The sequence below is a fragment of the Rahnella sp. GSA61A genome (genome assembly GCF_019969905.1).
Taxonomy (GTDB): Bacteria; Pseudomonadota; Gammaproteobacteria; order Enterobacterales; family Enterobacteriaceae; genus Rahnella; species Rahnella aceris.
Genome location: NZ_JAHXYO010000017.1, coordinates 17,245 through 35,324 on the forward strand (window position 1 = coordinate 17,245; position 18,080 = coordinate 35,324).

Annotated in this window: 20 protein-coding genes; 8 read left to right on the forward strand and 12 right to left on the reverse strand. The window is 55.7% G+C overall.

Features of this window, described 5'->3' with window-relative positions:
* Positions 1-93 precede the first annotated feature (93 nt).
* The 3 genes from LC431_RS19220 to LC431_RS19230 are packed head-to-tail and all read left to right on the forward strand — an operon-like array spanning position 94 to position 2,739.
* Positions 94-936, forward strand: a complete 843-nt coding sequence (locus tag LC431_RS19220; RefSeq protein ID WP_013576029.1) for a MetQ/NlpA family ABC transporter substrate-binding protein — start codon at positions 94-96, stop codon at positions 934-936.
* A gap of 11 nt (positions 937-947) precedes the next feature.
* Positions 948-2,102 (forward strand): methionine ABC transporter ATP-binding protein, encoded by a 1,155-nt coding sequence (locus LC431_RS19225; protein WP_112152192.1) that lies wholly within the window; start codon positions 948-950, stop codon positions 2,100-2,102.
* Positions 2,083-2,739, forward strand: coding sequence for a methionine ABC transporter permease (locus tag LC431_RS19230; protein WP_112152193.1), 657 nt, complete (start codon positions 2,083-2,085; stop codon positions 2,737-2,739). The genes LC431_RS19225 and LC431_RS19230 overlap by 20 nt, the downstream gene beginning before the upstream one ends.
* Before the next feature lie 36 nt (positions 2,740-2,775).
* Here the strand turns inward: LC431_RS19230 and LC431_RS19235 are convergent, their stop codons facing one another.
* The gene (locus LC431_RS19235) at positions 2,776-4,089 is read right to left on the reverse strand and encodes an FAD-binding oxidoreductase (RefSeq protein ID WP_013576026.1); all 1,314 of its coding nucleotides are present in this window, start codon (positions 4,087-4,089) and stop codon (positions 2,776-2,778) included.
* 223 nt (positions 4,090-4,312) lie between these two features.
* Positions 4,313-5,188 carry a LysR family transcriptional regulator gene (locus LC431_RS19240; RefSeq protein WP_223510196.1) on the reverse strand — a complete coding sequence of 292 codons (876 nt, stop codon included), beginning with the start codon at positions 5,186-5,188 and terminating at the stop codon, positions 4,313-4,315.
* Positions 5,189-5,334: 146 nt separating this feature from the next.
* Here LC431_RS19240 and LC431_RS19245 point away from each other — a divergent pair, with 146 nt between their 5' ends.
* From LC431_RS19245 to LC431_RS19255, 3 genes are all read left to right on the forward strand, one after another.
* Positions 5,335-5,505: an NADPH:quinone reductase gene (locus LC431_RS19245; RefSeq protein ID WP_015690107.1), complete on the forward strand. Its 171-nt coding sequence runs from the start codon at positions 5,335-5,337 to the stop codon at positions 5,503-5,505.
* A 29-nt stretch (positions 5,506-5,534) separates the two neighbouring features.
* Positions 5,535-6,404, forward strand: a complete 870-nt coding sequence (locus LC431_RS19250; RefSeq protein WP_223510176.1) for an NmrA/HSCARG family protein — start codon at positions 5,535-5,537, stop codon at positions 6,402-6,404.
* Positions 6,405-6,641: 237 nt separating this feature from the next.
* Positions 6,642-6,995, forward strand: coding sequence for an MmcQ/YjbR family DNA-binding protein (locus tag LC431_RS19255; RefSeq protein ID WP_112198548.1), 354 nt, complete (start codon positions 6,642-6,644; stop codon positions 6,993-6,995).
* 109 nt (positions 6,996-7,104) lie between these two features.
* Here the strand turns inward: LC431_RS19255 and LC431_RS19260 are convergent, their stop codons facing one another.
* The 7 genes from LC431_RS19260 to nac all read right to left on the reverse strand — a co-directional run bounded on the left by LC431_RS19260 (position 7,105) and on the right by nac (position 12,521).
* Positions 7,105-7,842 (reverse strand): amino acid ABC transporter ATP-binding protein, encoded by a 738-nt coding sequence (locus tag LC431_RS19260; RefSeq protein ID WP_013576021.1) that lies wholly within the window; start codon positions 7,840-7,842, stop codon positions 7,105-7,107.
* Positions 7,843-7,854: 12 nt separating this feature from the next.
* A complete protein-coding gene (locus LC431_RS19265; protein ID WP_013576020.1) occupies positions 7,855-8,604 on the reverse strand; it encodes an amino acid ABC transporter permease in 750 nt (249 codons plus the stop codon).
* A gap of 4 nt (positions 8,605-8,608) precedes the next feature.
* The gene (locus LC431_RS19270) at positions 8,609-9,304 is read right to left on the reverse strand and encodes an amino acid ABC transporter permease (protein WP_013576019.1); all 696 of its coding nucleotides are present in this window, start codon (positions 9,302-9,304) and stop codon (positions 8,609-8,611) included.
* A gap of 50 nt (positions 9,305-9,354) precedes the next feature.
* On the reverse strand, positions 9,355-10,104 hold the full coding sequence (locus LC431_RS19275; protein WP_013576018.1) for an SDR family oxidoreductase: 750 nt from the start codon (positions 10,102-10,104) through the stop codon (positions 9,355-9,357).
* Positions 10,105-10,237: 133 nt separating this feature from the next.
* Positions 10,238-11,020: a LamB/YcsF family protein gene (locus tag LC431_RS19280; RefSeq protein ID WP_223510177.1), complete on the reverse strand. Its 783-nt coding sequence runs from the start codon at positions 11,018-11,020 to the stop codon at positions 10,238-10,240.
* Positions 11,017-11,457 (reverse strand): acetyl-CoA carboxylase biotin carboxyl carrier protein subunit, encoded by a 441-nt coding sequence (locus LC431_RS19285; protein WP_223510178.1) that lies wholly within the window; start codon positions 11,455-11,457, stop codon positions 11,017-11,019. The genes LC431_RS19280 and LC431_RS19285 overlap by 4 nt, the downstream gene beginning before the upstream one ends.
* Positions 11,458-11,597: 140 nt before the next feature.
* Positions 11,598-12,521 carry a nitrogen assimilation transcriptional regulator NAC gene (nac, locus tag LC431_RS19290; RefSeq protein ID WP_013576015.1) on the reverse strand — a complete coding sequence of 308 codons (924 nt, stop codon included), beginning with the start codon at positions 12,519-12,521 and terminating at the stop codon, positions 11,598-11,600.
* Between the two features lie 369 nt (positions 12,522-12,890).
* Between nac and LC431_RS19295 the strand changes: the two genes are divergently transcribed.
* On the forward strand, positions 12,891-14,096 hold the full coding sequence (locus tag LC431_RS19295) for a pyridoxal phosphate-dependent aminotransferase (protein WP_013576014.1): 1,206 nt from the start codon (positions 12,891-12,893) through the stop codon (positions 14,094-14,096).
* 68 nt (positions 14,097-14,164) lie between these two features.
* Here LC431_RS19295 and LC431_RS19300 read toward each other — a convergent pair whose 3' ends face one another.
* Genes LC431_RS19300 through LC431_RS19310 form a run of 3 tightly spaced genes read right to left on the reverse strand, consistent with a single transcriptional unit; the run spans position 14,165 to position 16,716 of the window.
* Positions 14,165-15,151 (reverse strand): biotin-dependent carboxyltransferase family protein, encoded by a 987-nt coding sequence (locus LC431_RS19300; RefSeq protein WP_217243672.1) that lies wholly within the window; start codon positions 15,149-15,151, stop codon positions 14,165-14,167.
* An 11-nt stretch (positions 15,152-15,162) separates the two neighbouring features.
* A complete protein-coding gene (gene pxpB, locus LC431_RS19305; protein WP_013576012.1) occupies positions 15,163-15,873 on the reverse strand; it encodes a 5-oxoprolinase subunit PxpB in 711 nt (236 codons plus the stop codon).
* A 3-nt stretch (positions 15,874-15,876) separates the two neighbouring features.
* Positions 15,877-16,716, reverse strand: coding sequence for a transporter substrate-binding domain-containing protein (locus LC431_RS19310; protein ID WP_223510197.1), 840 nt, complete (start codon positions 16,714-16,716; stop codon positions 15,877-15,879).
* Positions 16,717-16,955: 239 nt separating this feature from the next.
* Between LC431_RS19310 and LC431_RS19315 the strand changes: the two genes are divergently transcribed.
* Positions 16,956-17,876: a DMT family transporter gene (locus LC431_RS19315; protein WP_015690098.1), complete on the forward strand. Its 921-nt coding sequence runs from the start codon at positions 16,956-16,958 to the stop codon at positions 17,874-17,876.
* Positions 17,877-18,080 lie beyond the last annotated feature (204 nt).

Consider the following 18,080-nt stretch of genomic DNA (forward strand, 5'->3'; position numbering starts at 1 on the left):
TATAAAGAAATAAGCCGATGGGTATACTCGCCAAATTCCTGCACGGAAACACAGCCCGAAGCAGGCATCTCATCACACTTTTGGGGATAGCGTATGCGCAAGACATTCAACAAAACAAAGACCCGTATTCACCGTGCTGTTTTACTGGCCGCGACCTCGGCAGTGATCATTTCCGGCAGCGTGCTGGCGCCGCTGAGTGCGGCACAGGCCGCCGATAAAACCACGGTTAAGGTCGGAATTATCAGCGGGGAGGACGAAGATGTCTGGCGTGAAGTGGTCAGACAGGCCGCAGCAAAAGGTCTGACGGTAAAACCGGTGATTTTCAACGATTACAACCAGCCAAATGAAGCCCTGCAAAACGGCGAAGTGGATGCCAATGCCTTCCAGCATCAGCCTTTCCTCGATAACCAGATCAAAGTGAATCACTACAACATCGTGCGCGTGGGTGATACCGCTGTGTGGCCAATCGGGTTGTACTCTAAAAAAGTAAAATCTGCCGACCAGCTGAAAGAAGGGGCGGTGATTGGCGTGCCGAATGACCCGGCGAACGAAGCGCGCGGGCTGATCCTGCTTCAGCAATCTGGCGTGATCAAACTCAAACCGGGCGCCGGTATTTTCGCCACTACGGCGGATATCACTGAGAACCCGCGCCACGTCACCATTAAAGAGCTGGATTCCGGCATTATCGGCCGCTCCGTGCCGGATCTGGATGCTGCGATTGTGAACACCGACTGGGCGCTGAAAAGTGGCCTGACGCCTGCGGATCGTATCGCGCAGGAACCGGTAAAGAATAATCCTTACAACAACTTCATCGCGGTGAAAACTGAAAATGTGAATGCGCCGTGGGTGAAAACGCTGGTCAGTTCTTACCAGAACGAGGCTGTCAAACAGGTGTTTGATAAGGTCTATAAAGGCACCGGCGTGACGGCCTGGTAAGGATGTAAAGCATGACGATCATCTCTGAAACCGGTGCGCAGTTCACGGCGACGTCTTCAGAAAAAGCCCCTCCACGCCCGGCTAACGCCGGGCAGTTTGCCGGTGGCACTCTGAAAACGCATCAGGATGAGGTGCATGACGTCGTGCGCCTTGACCATGTAAGCCGTCAGTTTGGCACAATTCAGGCGCTGAAAGATGTCTCGCTGACGGTCCGGCGGGGCGAAATCCTGGGCATTATTGGCCGCAGCGGTGCGGGGAAATCCACCCTGATCCGCTGCCTGAACGGACTGGAACAGCCGGACAGCGGCGTGATTGAAATCGAAGGCCATGCCATCACCGGCCTGAGCGAGAAAGCCTTGCAGTCAGTGCGCAGTCGCGTGGGGATGGTGTTCCAGCATTTCAATTTGCTGTCGGCCAAAACGGTTGAGCAGAATGTCGCGCTGCCATTGAAAATCGCCGGATATAACAAGGCACGGCGTCAGGCGCGTGTCGCCGAACTGCTGGCGTTGGTCGGGCTGGAAGATAAGGCAAAGAACTATCCGGCGGCGTTGTCCGGCGGTCAGAAACAGCGCGTCGGTATTGCCCGTGCGCTGGCAGCCAGTCCGGCACTTTTACTTTGCGATGAAGCGACATCGGCGCTCGATCCTGAAACCACGCGTTCGATTCTGGCGCTGCTGCAATCCCTCAATCAGAAACTCGGCATCACCATTTTGCTGATCACCCATGAGATGGAGGTGATTAAAAAAATCGCGCATCGCGTGGCGGTGATTAATGGCGGTGAAATTATCGAAGAGGGGCCGGTGTGGCAGGTGTTTGCGCATCCGCAGTCCGCGCTGACCCGTACGCTGTTACAGGGATTATTGCCGCAACTGCCGGAAGCGCTGGCTGAACGGTTGTCGCCGGTACGTCAGGGCGAGGCCATTTACAGCGTCCAGTATGCGGAGCAGGGGCGGCAGGGCGAAATACTCACTCAAATGGCGACGGCATTACCGGGCAAATTCCGGCTGATCCAGGGCGGCGTGGATCATATTCAGCATTATGCCGTTGTGCGTTTCTTCTTCTCAGTGCCGGTAAACGATACGGCATCTGAGCAGGTTGTTTTAGACTGGCTGCGACAGCACCAGGCCACCGTGGAGCTGACAGGTTATGTCTCCGGTAATGATTGATTTACTGATTAACGCCGTCGAAGAAACGTTGCTGATGACGGCAGTTTCCGGCCTGTTCTCGCTGATCGCGGGTTTGCCGCTGGGCCTGATTCTGGTGATGAGCAGTCCTGGCGGCATTGCCGAAAATCGCTGGGTTAACCGCTCGCTCGGGCTGGTGATCAACGGTTTCCGTTCTCTGCCATTTATCATTTTGCTGGTGGCGCTGATCCCGGTAACCCGTTTTCTGGTGGGCACATCGCTCGGCACCTGGGCGGCGATTGTTCCGCTGTCGATTACCGCCACGCCGTATTTCGCCCGCGTGGCAGAAGTCTCGCTGCGCGACGTGGATCGCGGACTGACTGACGCCGTTCGCGCGATGGGTGCCAGTAAACTGCGTATTGTCTGGGACGTGCTGATCCCGGAAGCGCTGCCCGGTATTTTGTCCGGATTTGTGGTCACGCTGGTGGCGTTGATTGGCGCATCGGCGATGGCGGGCGCTATCGGCGCAGGCGGACTGGGTGATCTGGCAATCCGTTACGGTTATCAGCGTTTTGAAACGGTGGTGATGATAGAAGTGATCGTCGTGCTGATTGTGATGGTTTGCGGCATTCAGTGGCTGGGCGATCGTATCGTGGCGCGCGTCGATAAACGTCATTAAAAAGCCGGTTATGCGGCGACCGGCTATGTTCAGTCTCTACAACTCGCTGCGTGAACGCCAGCGTTCACGGGCCATAAATCCTTTCACACCGACATCCAGGAACGGGCGCGGCGGCAGATAACTGGCGCGTCCGATGCCCTGCATATCGGCCAGCAACGGATTGTCCTCTCCCAGCGCATGTTCCGCCAGCAACCGCCCGAACGCACTCTGCTTGGAACTGCCGGAACCATTACATCCCGCTGACGAATACACGTTCGGCGCAATATTCCCCCATACCGGCGCGCCGTTGCGCGTAATGCTGATCAGCCCCGACCAGGTGTACGCCATATTGACGTCCTGTAACTGCGGATAAATACGGGCAAATAATGCCTGATGGCGGCGGGCATGACGGCCGGTTTCTACCGCACGGGTCACCAGACCTGGCGTAAAGTTGACGTGTTCGCGGATCAGGAAGCGATGGTCAGAGGTATAGCGCAACGTCGCACCCGCCAGTGCATTCACCGGCGTCGAGCCCCACGGCGCAATATCACCGATAAGCTGACGTTGTGCGGGTGACAGCGGTTCAGTCAGTGTTGCAAACGTCGACATCGCGAAGACGTTGCCTTTGAACAGCGGTAACCCGCGTGCTGCACCATTGATCGCCAGCATCAGTTTACCGGCACGCACTTCGCCGTGCGGCGTTTCTGCATGAATAGTGCCCTGAGTGTCAATCTGCAACGCAGGTGAGTTGGCATAAACCGTGACGTTTGCCGGCAACGTGGCCACCAGCCCGCTGATCAGCGCCGCCGGATTCACCAGAATACAGTTGGGCGTATACACCGCGCTGCGGTAAAAACCGGTGCCCAAACGCTGGCGGAGTGCGGCTCTGTCCAGCAGCTCAAAGCTTTCGCCGAGCGTGGTGAGTTCCTGCTGATAATGCGCGATTTCACCGTCAAACTGCGCACTCACGGCGCAATGGTATTTGCCTGAATTCAGCCAGTCGCACGCAATATCATGTTTATCGACGGTCTCTTTCAGATGATGCAACCCGTACTGTAAAAGACGCCGGTACGCATTGGCGTGTTCCAGCTCAGCCGATGTGCTGCCGACGGTATGCGGTAAATCAATCACAAAACCCGAATTACGGGCCGAAGCGTTATCGGCCACGTCGAGCGCCTCGAGTACCACAACATGCTCATGCGGCCGAAGCTCGGCAATACGACGGGCAAATGCCAGCCCGGCAAAGCCTGCGCCAATCACCAGCCAGTCTGCCGTGACTTTTCCACGTAAAGCCGGATGGCGGGGAATATCACCCCGCAGCGCCGCCCAGCCGTTAATATTTTGATCAAGAGGTAAATGTTTAATTTTCATTGTCTGTCAGGTGGTTATCCCGGGTGCAATGATCCTAAGGGATAGACGTATAGATGTCTAATGCGGATTAATGCTATCAAAAGAAGGTGAGCTGAATACTGCACAGATAGCGGCTGAATCTGGTCGTCTGCTACCCCCTGAGAATTTTGCCGGTGACCGGTCGCCTGTCTCCGGAAGTTGGCTATGAAATCCTCCTGTTGCGCGAAAGAAAAAATTGAGAGCGCTATCCGTTGAGAACCAGAGACATGTCCGGGTATCGGGCGCACAGGAAATCGACGAATGCGCGAACTTTTGGCGCAGCAAGCCGCCTGGAAGTATGCAAAACCCAAAGTTCCCGCTCTGCCCCCGACACGATGCCCCACTGAACTAAATCGCCGCGGGCAAGCTGGTTCCATGCGATGGATTGCGGAATGAGGGCAGCCCCACCGCCGGCGATTGCCGCATCGCGGACCATCAGTAACGAAGAGAAGCGCAATTTTGGGATCGGCTCCAGGACCAGTTGCCCGCCATCGAGACTCCAGTGGGCAGGCTGGAAACTCGACGTTACGATGCCGGGCACTGGCCTGATTGCGCCGGGGAGTGGCCTGATTATTTCAGGTGCGGCCACGACAACCAGCCTGTCTTTGGCGAAACACCGTCCGACTAAATTGCTGTCGGGGCTTGGGTTGATGCGGATTGCGACGTCAAATTGTTCCTCGACCAGATCTACCATGCGATCTTCCGCCACGATTTCAATTTCAATTTCCGGGTAGGCCGCACAGAATTCGGCACCAATGCGCCCCATCGCAAGCTGGGAAAACAGCACCGGAGCGGCGACACGCAAACGCCCGCGAGGCGTCGAAATACCATCACCGACCGCCGTCATGGCTTCGGTCACCTCACTCAGCAGGCCTTCAGTCCGGGAGATCAGCGTCGCCCCGGCTTCGGTGAGCTTCAAACCGCGAGCGTTTCGCTCGATCAGCCTCACACCCAGTTGCTCCTCAAGATCTGCGATGCGTCGCGATAGCGTGGCTTTGGAAATGCCGCTTGCGCGGCTTGCCTTCCCCAGCCCTTCATTTGTGGCGACGAGTATGAAATCAGACAGCGCGTTCAGGTTCATGGTGTTCCATTTATGAGACAAGGTGTCTAAGTTTTAGGATCTTTGTTTTTTAATTGCAACGGAATATTGTCTCGTTATCAGAACTTGCTACGAGGAACTGCAATGAACAACGTACAACGCGCCGTACTGATTGGGGTCTCTGGTTTATGAATAAGCCCGATCCGGTATTACTCGGGAAGCTGGCCAACGACGTCGCCAGCGGCACGCTACAGTCCAGAATTGGCGGCGTAGTGGGCTTCGCTGATATTCCCAACGCAATCGAACGTAATCGTACCGTTTCACGGACCGGTAAGGTCGTTGCGGATTTCTCACGTTAACCATTATCACTATCTTGCAGGAGTTAAATATGAGCATTCTCGTTACCGGTGCCACGGGCACCATTGGTTCACTTATCATTCAGGGTCTGGCTGACGCTGGCGCCGGGGTCAAAGCCCTGGTACGCCAGGCGGGTAAGCGCGAGTTTCCGGCAGGGGTTACGGAAGTCGTTGCAGACCTGACCGACGTCGCGTCGATGCGTGCCGCGCTGTCATCGGTACGAACGCTGTTTCTGCTGAATGCGGTTACGCCCGATGAGGTTACTCAGGCCCTGATCGCCCTGAACCTCGCCCGCGAGGCGGGCATTGAGCGTATCGTTTATCTGTCGGTGATCCATGCTGATAAATTCACCAACGTTCCGCACTTTACCGGCAAGCATACGGTTGAACGCATGATCAAAAGTCATGACATCCCCGCCACCATTCTGCGTCCGGCTTATTTCATGCAAAACGACCTGATGGTTCAACAGACGATTCAGAACTACGCGGTGTACCCGATGCCTGTCGGCTCGGCGGGCGTCTCAATGATTGATGCGCGCGATATCGCGGATGTCGCCGTGGCTGAGTTGCTGCGACGCGACAGGGCATCGTCTGCGCTGGATCCTGTCACGCTGGAGTTGATTGGGCCGCAACCGCTGACCGGTGCGTCCGTGGCGAAGATCTGGAGTTCAGCCCTGGGTCGCGAGATTACTTACGGGGGAGATGACGTCACCGCGTTTGAAGAGCAACTCGCCTCGTACGGTCCCAACTGGCTGGCTTATGACATGAGCCTGATGATGGCTGGTATTCAGACGTTCGGCATGCAAGCTGCTGAAGGAACCGCAGAACAGCTACAGGCTCTCATTGGACACCCGCTGCGCACTTATGAAGATTTCGTTCGCGAGTCTGTTGCCGGGAGCTAAACCGCGAGGTAAAGGGGCGGTTTACTGTCAGGCAGTACGCCGCCGAACAACCGGTAAACGTAACCCAGTCAGGCACTTGTTACCTTGCAGGCATCTTCTCAGGAGGATACGGTATGTACTGGGTTCGGCAGTTCCTCATCCGCACAGGCTTCACCCTGGATACGACTCTGTGCATACCCGCGCAGGCGCTGGAACGGGCTGGTCAGAACGGTATAAACCGACGATACGGGAGTGATTATGAAAAGAGAGTCGTTATTCAGGTACGCGCGGGAACACTATAATTCGGAGCCGGAATATCTCTGGCGTAACCTGCCGGATTATGCCGTGCTTCGTCATCACAATGGTGATAAATGGTTTGGTCTCGTGATGAATGTATCCGGTACCAAGCTGGGGCTGAAAACGGAAGATAAAGTCGACATACTTGAGGTTAAGGTCCGGCCGGAGCACATCGGCTCATTACGTCAGAAAGACGGCATTTTGCCTGCTTATCATATGAATAAAGAGCACTGGGTCAGTGTGATCCTTTCCGGACCGCTGCCGGCAGATGAAATACACGAGCTGCTTGCCGACAGTCATGAACTGACATGCTGATAATATATTCAAAGACAGAGATACCTATGCAGGCGTTATTTCTTAAGCCCCCTTTGATGGATAAGCTCTGAGCGGCAAGGCGCTGCAAAGGAATACGCCACGTGCATAATTAATGGTGCAATAAGTCACTTAAAAACTTCCTGGCACGCGGGTGTTGCGGATGATTGAAGAAGTTTTCCGGTTTGGATTTTTCCAGAATTTTCCCCTGATCCATAAACCAGATTGTGTCCGCCACGTCGCGGGCAAAATTCATTTCGTGTGTGACGCACATCATGGTCATACCTTCACGTGCCAGACTGCGCATCACATTCAGGACTTCACCGACCATTTCCGGATCAAGCGCCGACGTCGGTTCATCAAACAACATCACCGGCGGTTTCATGGCTAATGCCCGGGCGATGGCAACACGTTGCTGCTGCCCGCCGGAAAGCTGTGCCGGATAGGCATTGGCTTTGTGTGATAATCCGACACGTTCCAGCAGTTCACCCGCGTGCTTGCGCGCTTCCTGACGTTTCACGCCGAGCACCTTTACCGGCGACATCATGATGTTGTCCAGCACCGAAACGTGCGGGAAAAGATTAAAGTTCTGGAAGACAAAACCGATACGCGTGCGCAACTGATTCAGGCGGGTGCTGGTGCCATGAATATCCATACCATCAAACAGGATCTGGCCCTCTTCAATAGGTTCCAGCCGGTTCACGGTGCGGATCAGCGTTGATTTGCCCGAGCCGGACGGTCCGCAAACCACCACGACTTCACCACTTCTAATTTCTGCACTCAGGTCGGTGAGCGCCTGATATTCGCCATACCATTTATTAACCTGATTAAATAAGATCATTGGTCGCATCGTCGTTCCTTATTATGATTGAGTCTTCAGCAGTGGAGCCTTCGTCATTTTCTCCGCTTCCGGCATCCGGTTCTGCCGTTTGCGCGTGATACGGGCTTCAAGCTTATTGGCCAGCCACGTCAGGCTGAAACAGATGATGTAATAGCCAATCGCGACAATCGCGAAGACTTGAAAAGGTTTGGTCAGCAGTTGGTTATTCACCTGATTAGCGGCAAAGGTCAGCTCCGGCACGTTAATGACGTAACCCAGCGTGCTGTCTTTAATGATAGAAACCAGCTGGCTGACCAGACTTGGCAGCGTGTTGTATAACGCCTGCGGCAGAATAATCAGACGCAGCGTTTTGAAATAACTCATCCCTAAAGCGCGCGCCGCTTCGTACTGGCCGCCCGGCAGCGCCTGAATACCGCCGCGCACGATCTCGGCGATATACGCACTTTCATAAATCACCAGCGTACACAGCATGGTGCTGAAGCCGCTGATGTTGTGACCGATTAACAGCGGAACACAGAAATACGTCCAGAACACCACCATCAACAGCGGAATGCCGCGTAAGCCGTAGACCCAGCAGGCAGCGGGCCAGCTCAGCCAGCGGAAAGGCGATAAACGCGCCAGCCCGAGGAGAATACCCACCGGCAGTGCAAACAAAACGGCCAGCAGGGAAATCAGTAACGTACAAAGTATCCCGCCGAGCGGTCCCTGCGGATATTGCCCCATCAGGAACAGCATCCCGTTGTCGTGCAAAATCGTGAACATCTCGAGCATGTGATTACCTCGCGTAGGCCCGCTGGAACCGGCGGGCCAGCAACGCGCCAGCACCCATCAGCAGCAGAGAGAAGAACAGATAACCGGCAGAGGCCACCAGATACGATTCGAAAGTCCGGAACGTCTGGTTTTCAATATCACGGGTCACGTAAGTCAGTTCAGCTACGCCAATGACCATAGCCAGACTGGTGTTTTTGAACAGTAAAACGGTGTGGTTGAGCAGCGAGGGCAGCGCGTTGCGGATACCCTGCGGTAAAATAACCGAACGCAGCGATCGGGTGTAACTCATGCCCAGCGCGCGTGATGCTTCGGTTTGCCCTTCAGGAATAGCGCGTAATCCGCTGCGGATGTCTTCAGAGAAATACGCCGCCTGACACAATCCGAGCGCAAACATCGAGAACAGAAACTCGGCGTTGAAATCGTTAATCCACATCTGCACAGATTCCGGCAGCAGCGTCGGAATGGCGAAATACCACATCATCAGCTGAATAAGCGTCGGCACATTGCGGTGATACGACACATAGGCGCGGACGAAATATTCGGCGGCGCGTTTGTGCGTCAGCCGGATGACGACCAGCAGCAGGGCAATACACATCGCGAGCAGCCAGGACCCCAGCGCCAGCTTGAGGGTGACAACCATGCCATCGACGATCATCTGCCCGAACTGACCGGTCAGGACTTTGCTGAAATCGAGCGTCATCGTATTTTCACCCTCCTGAATGGTTGAACTGTGGGTTTATAGGAAAAAGATCACAGACCTTCGCCGGGGCGCATGGTGGAAAGGCCACCGGGAACCTGCAACGTCGGGGTGATTTCGATGTTGCCGATGTTGACGGCAATCGGCGCAGAAACGGCAAACGCCACGCAATCGGCGATGTCTTTGGCTTCGGGCAGTTCAAAACCGTCAATGAAACGGCGGCGGGCTTCTTCGTGATCGCCGGAAACATTGCCGAAAATGTCAGTCGCCACGCGACCCGGGCAGATTTCAGTGATGCGCACACGCTTGCCGTAGCAGTCAACGCGTAGCTGGCGCGACAGGGCGTGAACCCCGGCTTTGGTGGCGTGATAAATCGAGTTGCCGCCGAAGTTATAAATCGCGGCAATCGAGGTGATGTTGATGACGTGGCCGCGATCGCGTTCCATCATGCCCGGCACCAGCAGGCGGCAAAGATGCAAAACGGCGCGCAGATTCACATCCACCTGCGTATCCACGGATTCTTCATCGGCGCTCAGGATAGAGCCGGGACGGGAAACACCGGCGTTGTTCACCAGAATATCCACGCTGATCTCGCTGCACAGGCGCGTCACCGCGTCGAGGTCGCTGACGTCGAGCGCATGCGGAATACAACCGGTGCGGGCGGCGAGGGCGGCCAGCTGATCGGCGCGGCGTGCGACAGCATGAACGGTGATCCCTTCCTGACAAAGGCGTTCGACAATGGCTTCACCCATTCCGGCCGATGCGCCGGTCACCAGCGCGGTTTTGTAATCTGAAAATGGCATTGCGACTCTCCTGTTAAACCTCCGGCTCCATCATGTTCTGCCGGTGGGTGTTTTCTGACTGTATCCAGTAATTCTCAGACGGTATAAGACATAAACCGTGTGAGGCGATAAGAGGGGCTTATAACAGCGTGTTTTACCGTGCCATCTGGCGGTGTTGCCGGGCTGGCGGCATCAGCGCGATGTCCATTTCGGCAATAATTTCCCGCAGCGTATGCACCATTTCGAGGGATTCCGGCGTATCGCCGTGAACCAGAATCGATGTCGCATCCACCGGCAACGTCACGCCGTCGATGCTTTGCACCGTGCCTTCGCGCAGCAACTGGCGGATGCGCGCGCGTACCTGCTCTTTGTCATGAATAACCGCGCCCGGTTTCGTCCGGCTGACCAGCAGGCCGTTGCTTTCATAGGCGCGGTCGGCGAGAAACGTACAAATCACCGGCAAATCCAGCGCCCGCGCCATGCGCTCGACGGCGTTGCCGGGCATCGTGCTGATGATCATTTGTGCATCGAAATTCTTCACCGCCTGCAATAACACCCGCGCCAGCCGGGCGTCTTCGGACACCATATTGCCCAGCGCACCGTGGAAACTCATGTGCCTCAGCGGGTAATCCGTCGCTTTCGCAAAAGCAGAAAGCGCGCCAAGCTGATAGGTGACGTAATGCGCCATCACCTCTGGTTCGATGTGCATCCGGCGGCGGCCAAACCCGGACAAATCGGGGAATCCGACGTGCGCGCCGAGATCTACCTGATACTTTTTCGCCAGCGCGACGGTTTTCGCCATAATCACCGCATCCCCCGCGTGAAACCCGCAGGCCACGTTGGCGGAGGTGATCAGCGGCATCAGCGCGGCGTCGTCGGCGATGGTGTAATCGCCAAAGCCTTCGCCGATATCGGCGTTTAAATCGATGTATTTCATGCGGTCAGCTCCTCGCGGCGTAAAGTGAAAATCTCCGCGCCGTATTCCACGCAGTCACCGTCTTCCACGGACAGGGATTCCACCACGCCCTGCACCGGGCTGCGCAGCGGCAGATAAATCACGCCGACTTTCAGCAGCCCGAGCAGCGCATCTTTCCCGACTTTTTCACCCGGTTGTGTGAACGGAATTTTGTTGAGCGGATGCTGTAACAACACGATGCCGGGGAAAGGTGCACACACCGCGTCGGGGGCGGTCAGCGCGGGGAGCGCAGGCGTTTCGTCCGGCCTGCGGCATGGCAAAATGGCGGGGGAGACTGGCGCGTATTTCATGCTGACCCGAAAGCCGTTTCCACTGAGTTCAATCTGGCTCAGGCCGGACTTACGCATCTTTCGTGCGATATCTCGCAACTCGCTGAGTGCTGGTGCTTTTTTTTCCATATCCTTCCCGTCGAAGAGAGAGTGTCCCCGCGCAATAACGACGACAAAACGACCCGCTTTGCGGGCGGTAAAAGCACTCTATCGTGTCACTGCCGACGTCAGGAAAGAGGATTTCGCTTTGCGGTAATAAGGTGCGCTTATTACCCCACCAGCGTCAGTGGCCGGTTATCCACCGTGCGGCTGGCCATCAGCGACAGTAAAATCGCTTTGACCGCTTCGGCGGGCTGGGACAGCGGCAGATGGTCGGACATACAAAATGACAGCGCCGCCTGAATATTCGGTTTATCAATTTTCGCCATCCACGAATCCGAGGCTTTGAGCATCGCGCGGGCGGCGGATTCCGGCATGATCGTGCAGCCTAAACCCGCCGCCAGCGCGGCATTGAGGGTGGTTTGCGATTCGATTTCGCACTTCACGCGGTACGTCACTGCTTCATGGATAAACGCGTCGTCGATGACTTTTCGCATGATGTTGTAAATGCGCGGCAGGAACAGGTCATACTTTGCCACCTGCGCCAGGCTGACGGATTTCAGCGGTTTGCTCAGCGCGTGCGGGCAGACGAAATACAACTCTTCTTTCATCAGTGGCATAAACCGTAATCCGTGAATTTCCCGGTTGCCGTAAATCACCGCCATATCCATCCGGCCATTCATGATCAGCTCGCTGAGCGTGGTGCCGAAGTTTTCATTGAAATACAATACGATGCCCGGATATTGCCGGTGGACTTCTTCCATCAGCGGCAATGCCAGTTGCTGTGCGGCGGTGCCCGGCGCAAGCCCGACAGAAACGCTGCCCGAAAGCGCCAGCGCCGAGCCGTCAATCGCGCTCTGGGCCTGATCGCACTGGCGCAAAATGGCCTGCGCGTGGATATACAAAATCTTGCCCGCTTCGGTCGGCGTCACGCCGCGTTTGGTGCGGATCAGCAGTTGCTGATTCACTTCGCCTTCCAGCGTCGCGAGTTGCTGGCTGAGCGCAGGCTGCGCAATGTGCAGGATATCTGCGGCCTGAGTGAGGCTACCCACATCGACAATCTTGATAAAATATTTAAGGCGGCGGAGATTCACGATGGCATCCTCATCACGGAAACAAGTGGTGTTATAAGTAATGTGTATGAAGCAAGATGAGTGCCAACACGCACTAACAGGCTGATTTATGTCCGATATCCGGTTTTCCTTCTGATTTACCCGCCGATTTATTCACTGTATAGCCGGATGTTTTCTGCCTTTGCGCAGCCTCCCGAATAATGAAAATCCCCGCCTGCACTGCGCCGGTGCAAATTGCCTGATTTGCGCGTTCAGCCATTGTTTTGTGTTATGTCACCACAACAAAGCGCTATTGGTCGGCGCGGTCCGTTCCTCATTACTCTTTCCCCTGAAGTGCCTCATCGCTGTCCGTCTTTTTACGTTCGATAAAAACAATGGAACCCCAGGACCATGCCTGATATCGCCGATCGCTTAAAAAATGTCTCTGTTTCTGCCTCCGTCGCCATGACGCAAAAGGCCCGTGACCTCGCAGCCGCAGGCGTGAACGTCATTGCGCTTTCTACCGGTGAACCGGATTTTCCGACGCCCCCTCATGCCACGGAAGCCGCCTACGCCGCCGCGCTCGGCGGTGATACCCGTTATCCGCCAACCGACGGAACCCCTGCGCTGCGGGCGGCCATTGCGCGTAAATTTCAGCGCGATAACAACCTGAATTACGACGTGAGCCAGATCCTCACCGCAGGCGGCGCGAAGCAAATTATTTTTAACGCGATGCTGGCGACGATTAATCCGGGCGATGAAGTGGTGATCCCGACGCCGTCGTGGATTAGCTATGCGGATATCGTCAAATTCGCGGGCGGTATTCCGGTGCCGGTGGCCTGCCCGGAGGAGAACAATTTCAAGCCGTATCCGCAGGACATCGACGCGGCGATTACGCCGAAAACCAAGTGGCTGCTGCTGAATTACCCGAGCAATCCGACCGGTTCCGTGGCAACCCGCCAGGAATTGCAGGCGATGGGCGAGGTGATGCTGCGCCATCCGGGCGTGTGGATCCTGACCGATGACATTTACGAACATCTGATTTATGACGACGTGACGTTTTATACGCTGGCCGAAGTGGAACCGCGTTTGCTCGATCGCGTGCTGACGGTCAACGGCGTGTCGAAAGCCTATTCCATGACCGGCTGGCGTTTAGGTTTTTGCGGCGGTCCGCAAGATCTGATTAAAGCCATGAGTAACGTGAACACGCAAAACAGCGGCGGCGTCACCACGCTCACGCAGGCGGCAGCGGTCGCGGTGCTTAACGGCCCGCAGGATTTACTGAAAGAGCGCGCCGAAATCTACCGCCAGCGCCGCGATTACGTGCTGGAGCGGTTAACGTCCGTGCATGAACTGCGCTGTCATAAACCGCAGGGCGCATTCTATCTGTTCGTGAACATTGAAGGCTGCATCGGGAAAACCACCGCAGGCGGGCGTCACATCAATAGCGATGCCGATTTCGTGATGGCGCTGATCGAAGAAAAACACGTCGTCACCGTGCAGGGCGCGGCCTACGGCATGAGTCCGTATTTCCGCATTTCGTATGCGACCAACATGGAAGTTTTGCAAGACGGCTGTGACCGGATAGCTGAGTTTTGTGCGGAGCTGAAGTCATAACGTCTGAGTCAGAAGCATAAAAAAACGGGCCTTTTCTGGCCCGTTTTCTGTTTCATCCATAGAGCGTTTTAAACCCCCATGATTTTCTTCACCGGCATAATGCTATCGCGCAGGCGGGTGAGCCACTGGCTGATCTGCGCCGCAACAGCAATGGCTTCGCGTGCATCGCTTTTGATCAACTGAATACTCTGACCGGGCTGAACCTGCGCCAGGCGCCATAAATCTTCTTCAATAATTCCGGCAATTTTCGGATAGCCTCCGGCAGTATTGGCGTCAGCCAGCTGAATGATCGGCTCGCCGGCAGGCGGAACCTGAACGATGCCGGGGACTAAACCGTATGAACGCATTTCGATGACTTTCGAGGGCGTGACCGGCGCGCCGGATAAGCGGTAACCGGTGCGGTTGCTGTGCAGGGACACTTTCCACGGCTGCGACCAGAAGCGGGGAAGATCGGCTTCAAACAGCGAATATTCTCCGGCGGGAATAGCCCGCAGTTGCACGCATCCCTCAGTGCTGGTCGGGAATACGTTTGCCAGCGCGATCTCCGGCGGCTCGATGCCCATACCTTGCGCAGGCAGGGGAGATGCGGTGGTTTTACCCGCCGCGAGGCGATCATTTTTCTCCAGCGGTCGTCCGTCTAAACCACCAAAGCCACCACGCAGCGCGGTGCTGCGCGAGCCCATAACGACCGGCACGTCAATGCCTCCGGCGACGCACAAATAGCTGCGGGCACCGTAACGCGGGAACTGCATTTCCAGTTCCTGCCCTGCGCGGACGGAACACGCCCACCAGGGCGGAAGATCTGTACCGTCGAGCTTCGTGCGGCAATCTGCGCCGGTGATGGCGATGCTGGTATCGGCGAGAAACCGGACCTTAAACGGAAACATCTGCACTTCAATGCAGGCGGCGTTTTCGTCATTGCCCAGCATGATGTTGCCCGCGTGAAACGCCAGCGGATCCATCACGCCGCTGACAGACACGCCGATATCCCGGAATCCGCTGCGGCCCGCGTCCTGAACAGTATTCAGCGGGCCGGTTTTCACTATTTCAATCACGGCTGGTTCAGTCACAATTCAATCCTTTCTGGCAGAAAGCGCACGCTGTCCCCCGGTGCCATCAGCGCAGGATTCTCTGCCTGCGGGTCAAACAGCGTCAGTTCGGCGAATCCGATGGCGTTCCAGCCGTTTGGCCCGGTCAGCGCGGAAATCCCGGTCTGTGCGCCGCCGATAGTCACGGTGCCTTTGAGCATATTCAGCGAGGGGACTTTTTTACGCGGCGTGGCCAGAGACGGATCCAGCCCGTGGAGATAGCCAAAACCCGGCGCGCTGCCCAGTGAAAACACCGTGTAGCAACCCTCAGAATGGCGGCGGATAACCTCGCGCGGCGAAAGCCCGGTATGCTGGCAAACCGCGTCCAGATCGGTGGCATGTTCGCCGCCGTAAATCACCGGAATTTCAATCAGCTTGCCTTGCGGATGTACGGCCTGTGCCTGTTCCCAGGCGGCCACCAGCAGGGCAAAGGTGGCGTCGTAATCTGCCGGTGTCTGGCGAAACAGCACCAGCAAATTGGTCACGCCGGGGATCAGTGATTCGATATCATCACGCGCGCGCAATGCGACCGCCAGTGACCAGATGCGGCGCTGGGCGGGCAGGTCGAAATCTCCCGGTGCTTCAATCAGCCATGCACGGCTGCCGATGGTGGAGATTTTGATGTTGTCGCCCTGACTGGCAAGAATAAAAGAGGCGCGGGAAGGCGCCTCGTGCGACGCAGTGATCATCGGTTATTCCAGAGGTTCGAATTTAAGGCTGGAGAGCGGCTGTACTTTGTCTTCGCGCACCATTTTGTATTCGGTATTTGGCCCGATCCAGATATCCCAGATTTTATCGATGGTGCCGTCGTCATCCATCGCTTTCAGGCTGCTGTTAACCTTCGCCAGCAATGCCGGTTCGTCCTTTTTCATGCCGACGCCAATCGGCTCCAGCGCCATCGGCTCTTTGATCATCCCCAGTTCAATGCCGTCTTTCCCGGCCTGAGAAATCATTTTGATGGCGGTCATGGTGTTGGTCACAAAGCCCACCGCTTTATTCTGTTCCAGCGCCAGAAAGGCCGACGCAGCATCCTGGAAGGTCACGGCTTTTGCGCCTGCCAGATATATCGATTGTTCAGACGTCGTGCCTTTGGTGGCGCTGATGCGTTTGCCTTTAAAATCCGCACGAGTTTTATCGACGTTGGGCTTTTTCACCACCAGCACTTCTTTCGCCACGTAATACGGATCGCTGAACTGAATCTGTTGGCCGCGTGTTTTGGTATACGCCAGATTGGCAATCAGCACGTCGGCGCGGCCAGTGGCGATCACCGCAATACGCGCTTCAATAGACGTCGGCATCAGATTGAGTTTTACGCCCATCTGTTTGGCTAACGCCGTACATAAATCGACGTCCATTCCCGCCAACTGGCGCGTTTTCGGATCCGGCGACGAGAACGGCGGCACATCGGAATACACGGCACAATTGAGTGAACCGCGTGCCTGAATATCAGAAAGAACATCCGCTTTCGCAGAGGAAAAGGCCGCCATCAGTGGCAACGCCAGCAAGGAACAAGACAGTAACTTCAGTTTCATCATTCATTCTCCGGGATTTTTTAATTAGCAGTGTGTGACGACAACTTCCCCTGGCTCACTGTGAGCAAAACTGGCTGCGGTTTCTTTATGAGTCAGCCCGACTATATAAGCTCACCCTGGCGTTGTATAAGAAGTAAACCCTGTATGGCGATACGCTTTTTGTATGACCGGGAAAAAGGCGGCTCTGCCAGAATAGCGGACAGATTCATCCCGCTGCTCACCAGGAACGAAGGTTAATAATGAACGCCAGAATGGGTATTTCGCTAAAAATATTATCAGCCCTGTGTGCCACATTAATGCTGGCCTGCGTGAAAGGGCTGGGCGGAAATATACCTACCGGAGAAGTGATATTTTTTCGCTCTTTCGTTGCCTTATTCCCGCTGCTGATCTGGCTCAAATTGCAGGGCCCTGTTTTCCCCCAAATTAAAACGAAGAATATATCCGGCCATTTAATTCGCGGCTTTTCCGGCACGGGGGGAATGTATTTTAACTATCTGGCGTTAGTGTATATCTCGCTGGCGGATGCCACGGCGATAAGCTACGCCGCGCCGCTATTTACGGTGGTCATGGCCGCGGTTTTACTGCGTGAAAATGTTCACGCAGCCCGCTGGCTGGCGGTGGGTATCGGTTTCACCGGCATTATCGTCATGCTGTGGGCGCATCTGACAGACAGCGGTTCGCTGCTGTCGGGCAGTTTTAAGCAGGTTTCGGCGGGGCTGGGCGTGATTCTGGCGCTGCTGGCGGCGATGTGTACGGCGGTATCTTCGGTGCAAATCCGTTTTTTAAATGGCATCGAAAGACCGGGCGCGATCGTTTTCTACTTCTCGCTGATGACCATGCTGATTGGTCTGGCGACGATTTTCTTCGGCTGGAAAATCCCGACTAGCTTGCAGCTTTTACTGCTCATCGGTTGCGGCTTTTTTGGCGGAATGGCACAGATCCTGATTACGCTGAGCCTGCGTTACGCCGATGCGTCGCTGCTGGCGCCTTTTGATTACACCACGATGGTCTGGTCGATGATGCTTGGTTTTCTGTTCCTCGACAGTTTTCCGTCATCTTCCACGCTGGCCGGTGCGTCAATCGTGGCCGCAGCCGGGATTTTCGCCTTATTGAGTGAGAGGCGTATAAACAGAACGGCTATTATCAAATCAGCAAAGTAGGGGAGTAAGGGGGGCGGTAAGCATCCTGATCTCCTCCCGGATATCTCAAACGTGCGTGGAACTAAAACGGGTGTGCTTACACCAGAAGCGGACCTTAAAAGATCGTGATGTGTTAGTAGGTTAGTTTCACTGCGAAAACTTGTGAAAAGAATCGGTAAATAATGAATGAATCACTCTCGTCCGCCTTTTCTCGCATCGCCGTAT

What these genes read in the sequence shown, in the direction of transcription:
- LC431_RS19225 (WP_112152192.1), top strand. Translation starts at nt 948, where the DNA reads ATGACGATCATCTCTGAAACCGGTGCGCAGTTCACGGCGACGTCTTCA.
- LC431_RS19255 (WP_112198548.1), top strand. Translation starts at nt 6,642, where the DNA reads ATGAAAAGAGAGTCGTTATTCAGGTACGCGCGGGAACACTATAATTCG.
- LC431_RS19260 (WP_013576021.1), bottom strand. Translation starts at nt 7,842, where the DNA reads ATGCGACCAATGATCTTATTTAATCAGGTTAATAAATGGTATGGCGAA.
- LC431_RS19265 (WP_013576020.1), bottom strand. Translation starts at nt 8,604, where the DNA reads ATGCTCGAGATGTTCACGATTTTGCACGACAACGGGATGCTGTTCCTG.
- LC431_RS19295 (WP_013576014.1), top strand. Translation starts at nt 12,891, where the DNA reads ATGCCTGATATCGCCGATCGCTTAAAAAATGTCTCTGTTTCTGCCTCC.
- LC431_RS19310 (WP_223510197.1), bottom strand. Translation starts at nt 16,716, where the DNA reads ATGAAACTGAAGTTACTGTCTTGTTCCTTGCTGGCGTTGCCACTGATG.
- pxpB (WP_013576012.1), bottom strand. Translation starts at nt 15,873, where the DNA reads ATGATCACTGCGTCGCACGAGGCGCCTTCCCGCGCCTCTTTTATTCTT.
- LC431_RS19250 (WP_223510176.1), top strand. Translation starts at nt 5,535, where the DNA reads ATGAGCATTCTCGTTACCGGTGCCACGGGCACCATTGGTTCACTTATC.
- LC431_RS19315 (WP_015690098.1), top strand. Translation starts at nt 16,956, where the DNA reads ATGAACGCCAGAATGGGTATTTCGCTAAAAATATTATCAGCCCTGTGT.
- LC431_RS19240 (WP_223510196.1), bottom strand. Translation starts at nt 5,188, where the DNA reads ATGAACCTGAACGCGCTGTCTGATTTCATACTCGTCGCCACAAATGAA.
- LC431_RS19280 (WP_223510177.1), bottom strand. Translation starts at nt 11,020, where the DNA reads ATGAAATACATCGATTTAAACGCCGATATCGGCGAAGGCTTTGGCGAT.
- LC431_RS19270 (WP_013576019.1), bottom strand. Translation starts at nt 9,304, where the DNA reads ATGACGCTCGATTTCAGCAAAGTCCTGACCGGTCAGTTCGGGCAGATG.
- LC431_RS19235 (WP_013576026.1), bottom strand. Translation starts at nt 4,089, where the DNA reads ATGAAAATTAAACATTTACCTCTTGATCAAAATATTAACGGCTGGGCG.
- LC431_RS19275 (WP_013576018.1), bottom strand. Translation starts at nt 10,104, where the DNA reads ATGCCATTTTCAGATTACAAAACCGCGCTGGTGACCGGCGCATCGGCC.
- LC431_RS19285 (WP_223510178.1), bottom strand. Translation starts at nt 11,457, where the DNA reads ATGGAAAAAAAAGCACCAGCACTCAGCGAGTTGCGAGATATCGCACGA.
- LC431_RS19245 (WP_015690107.1), top strand. Translation starts at nt 5,335, where the DNA reads ATGAATAAGCCCGATCCGGTATTACTCGGGAAGCTGGCCAACGACGTC.
- LC431_RS19220 (WP_013576029.1), top strand. Translation starts at nt 94, where the DNA reads ATGCGCAAGACATTCAACAAAACAAAGACCCGTATTCACCGTGCTGTT.
- LC431_RS19230 (WP_112152193.1), top strand. Translation starts at nt 2,083, where the DNA reads ATGTCTCCGGTAATGATTGATTTACTGATTAACGCCGTCGAAGAAACG.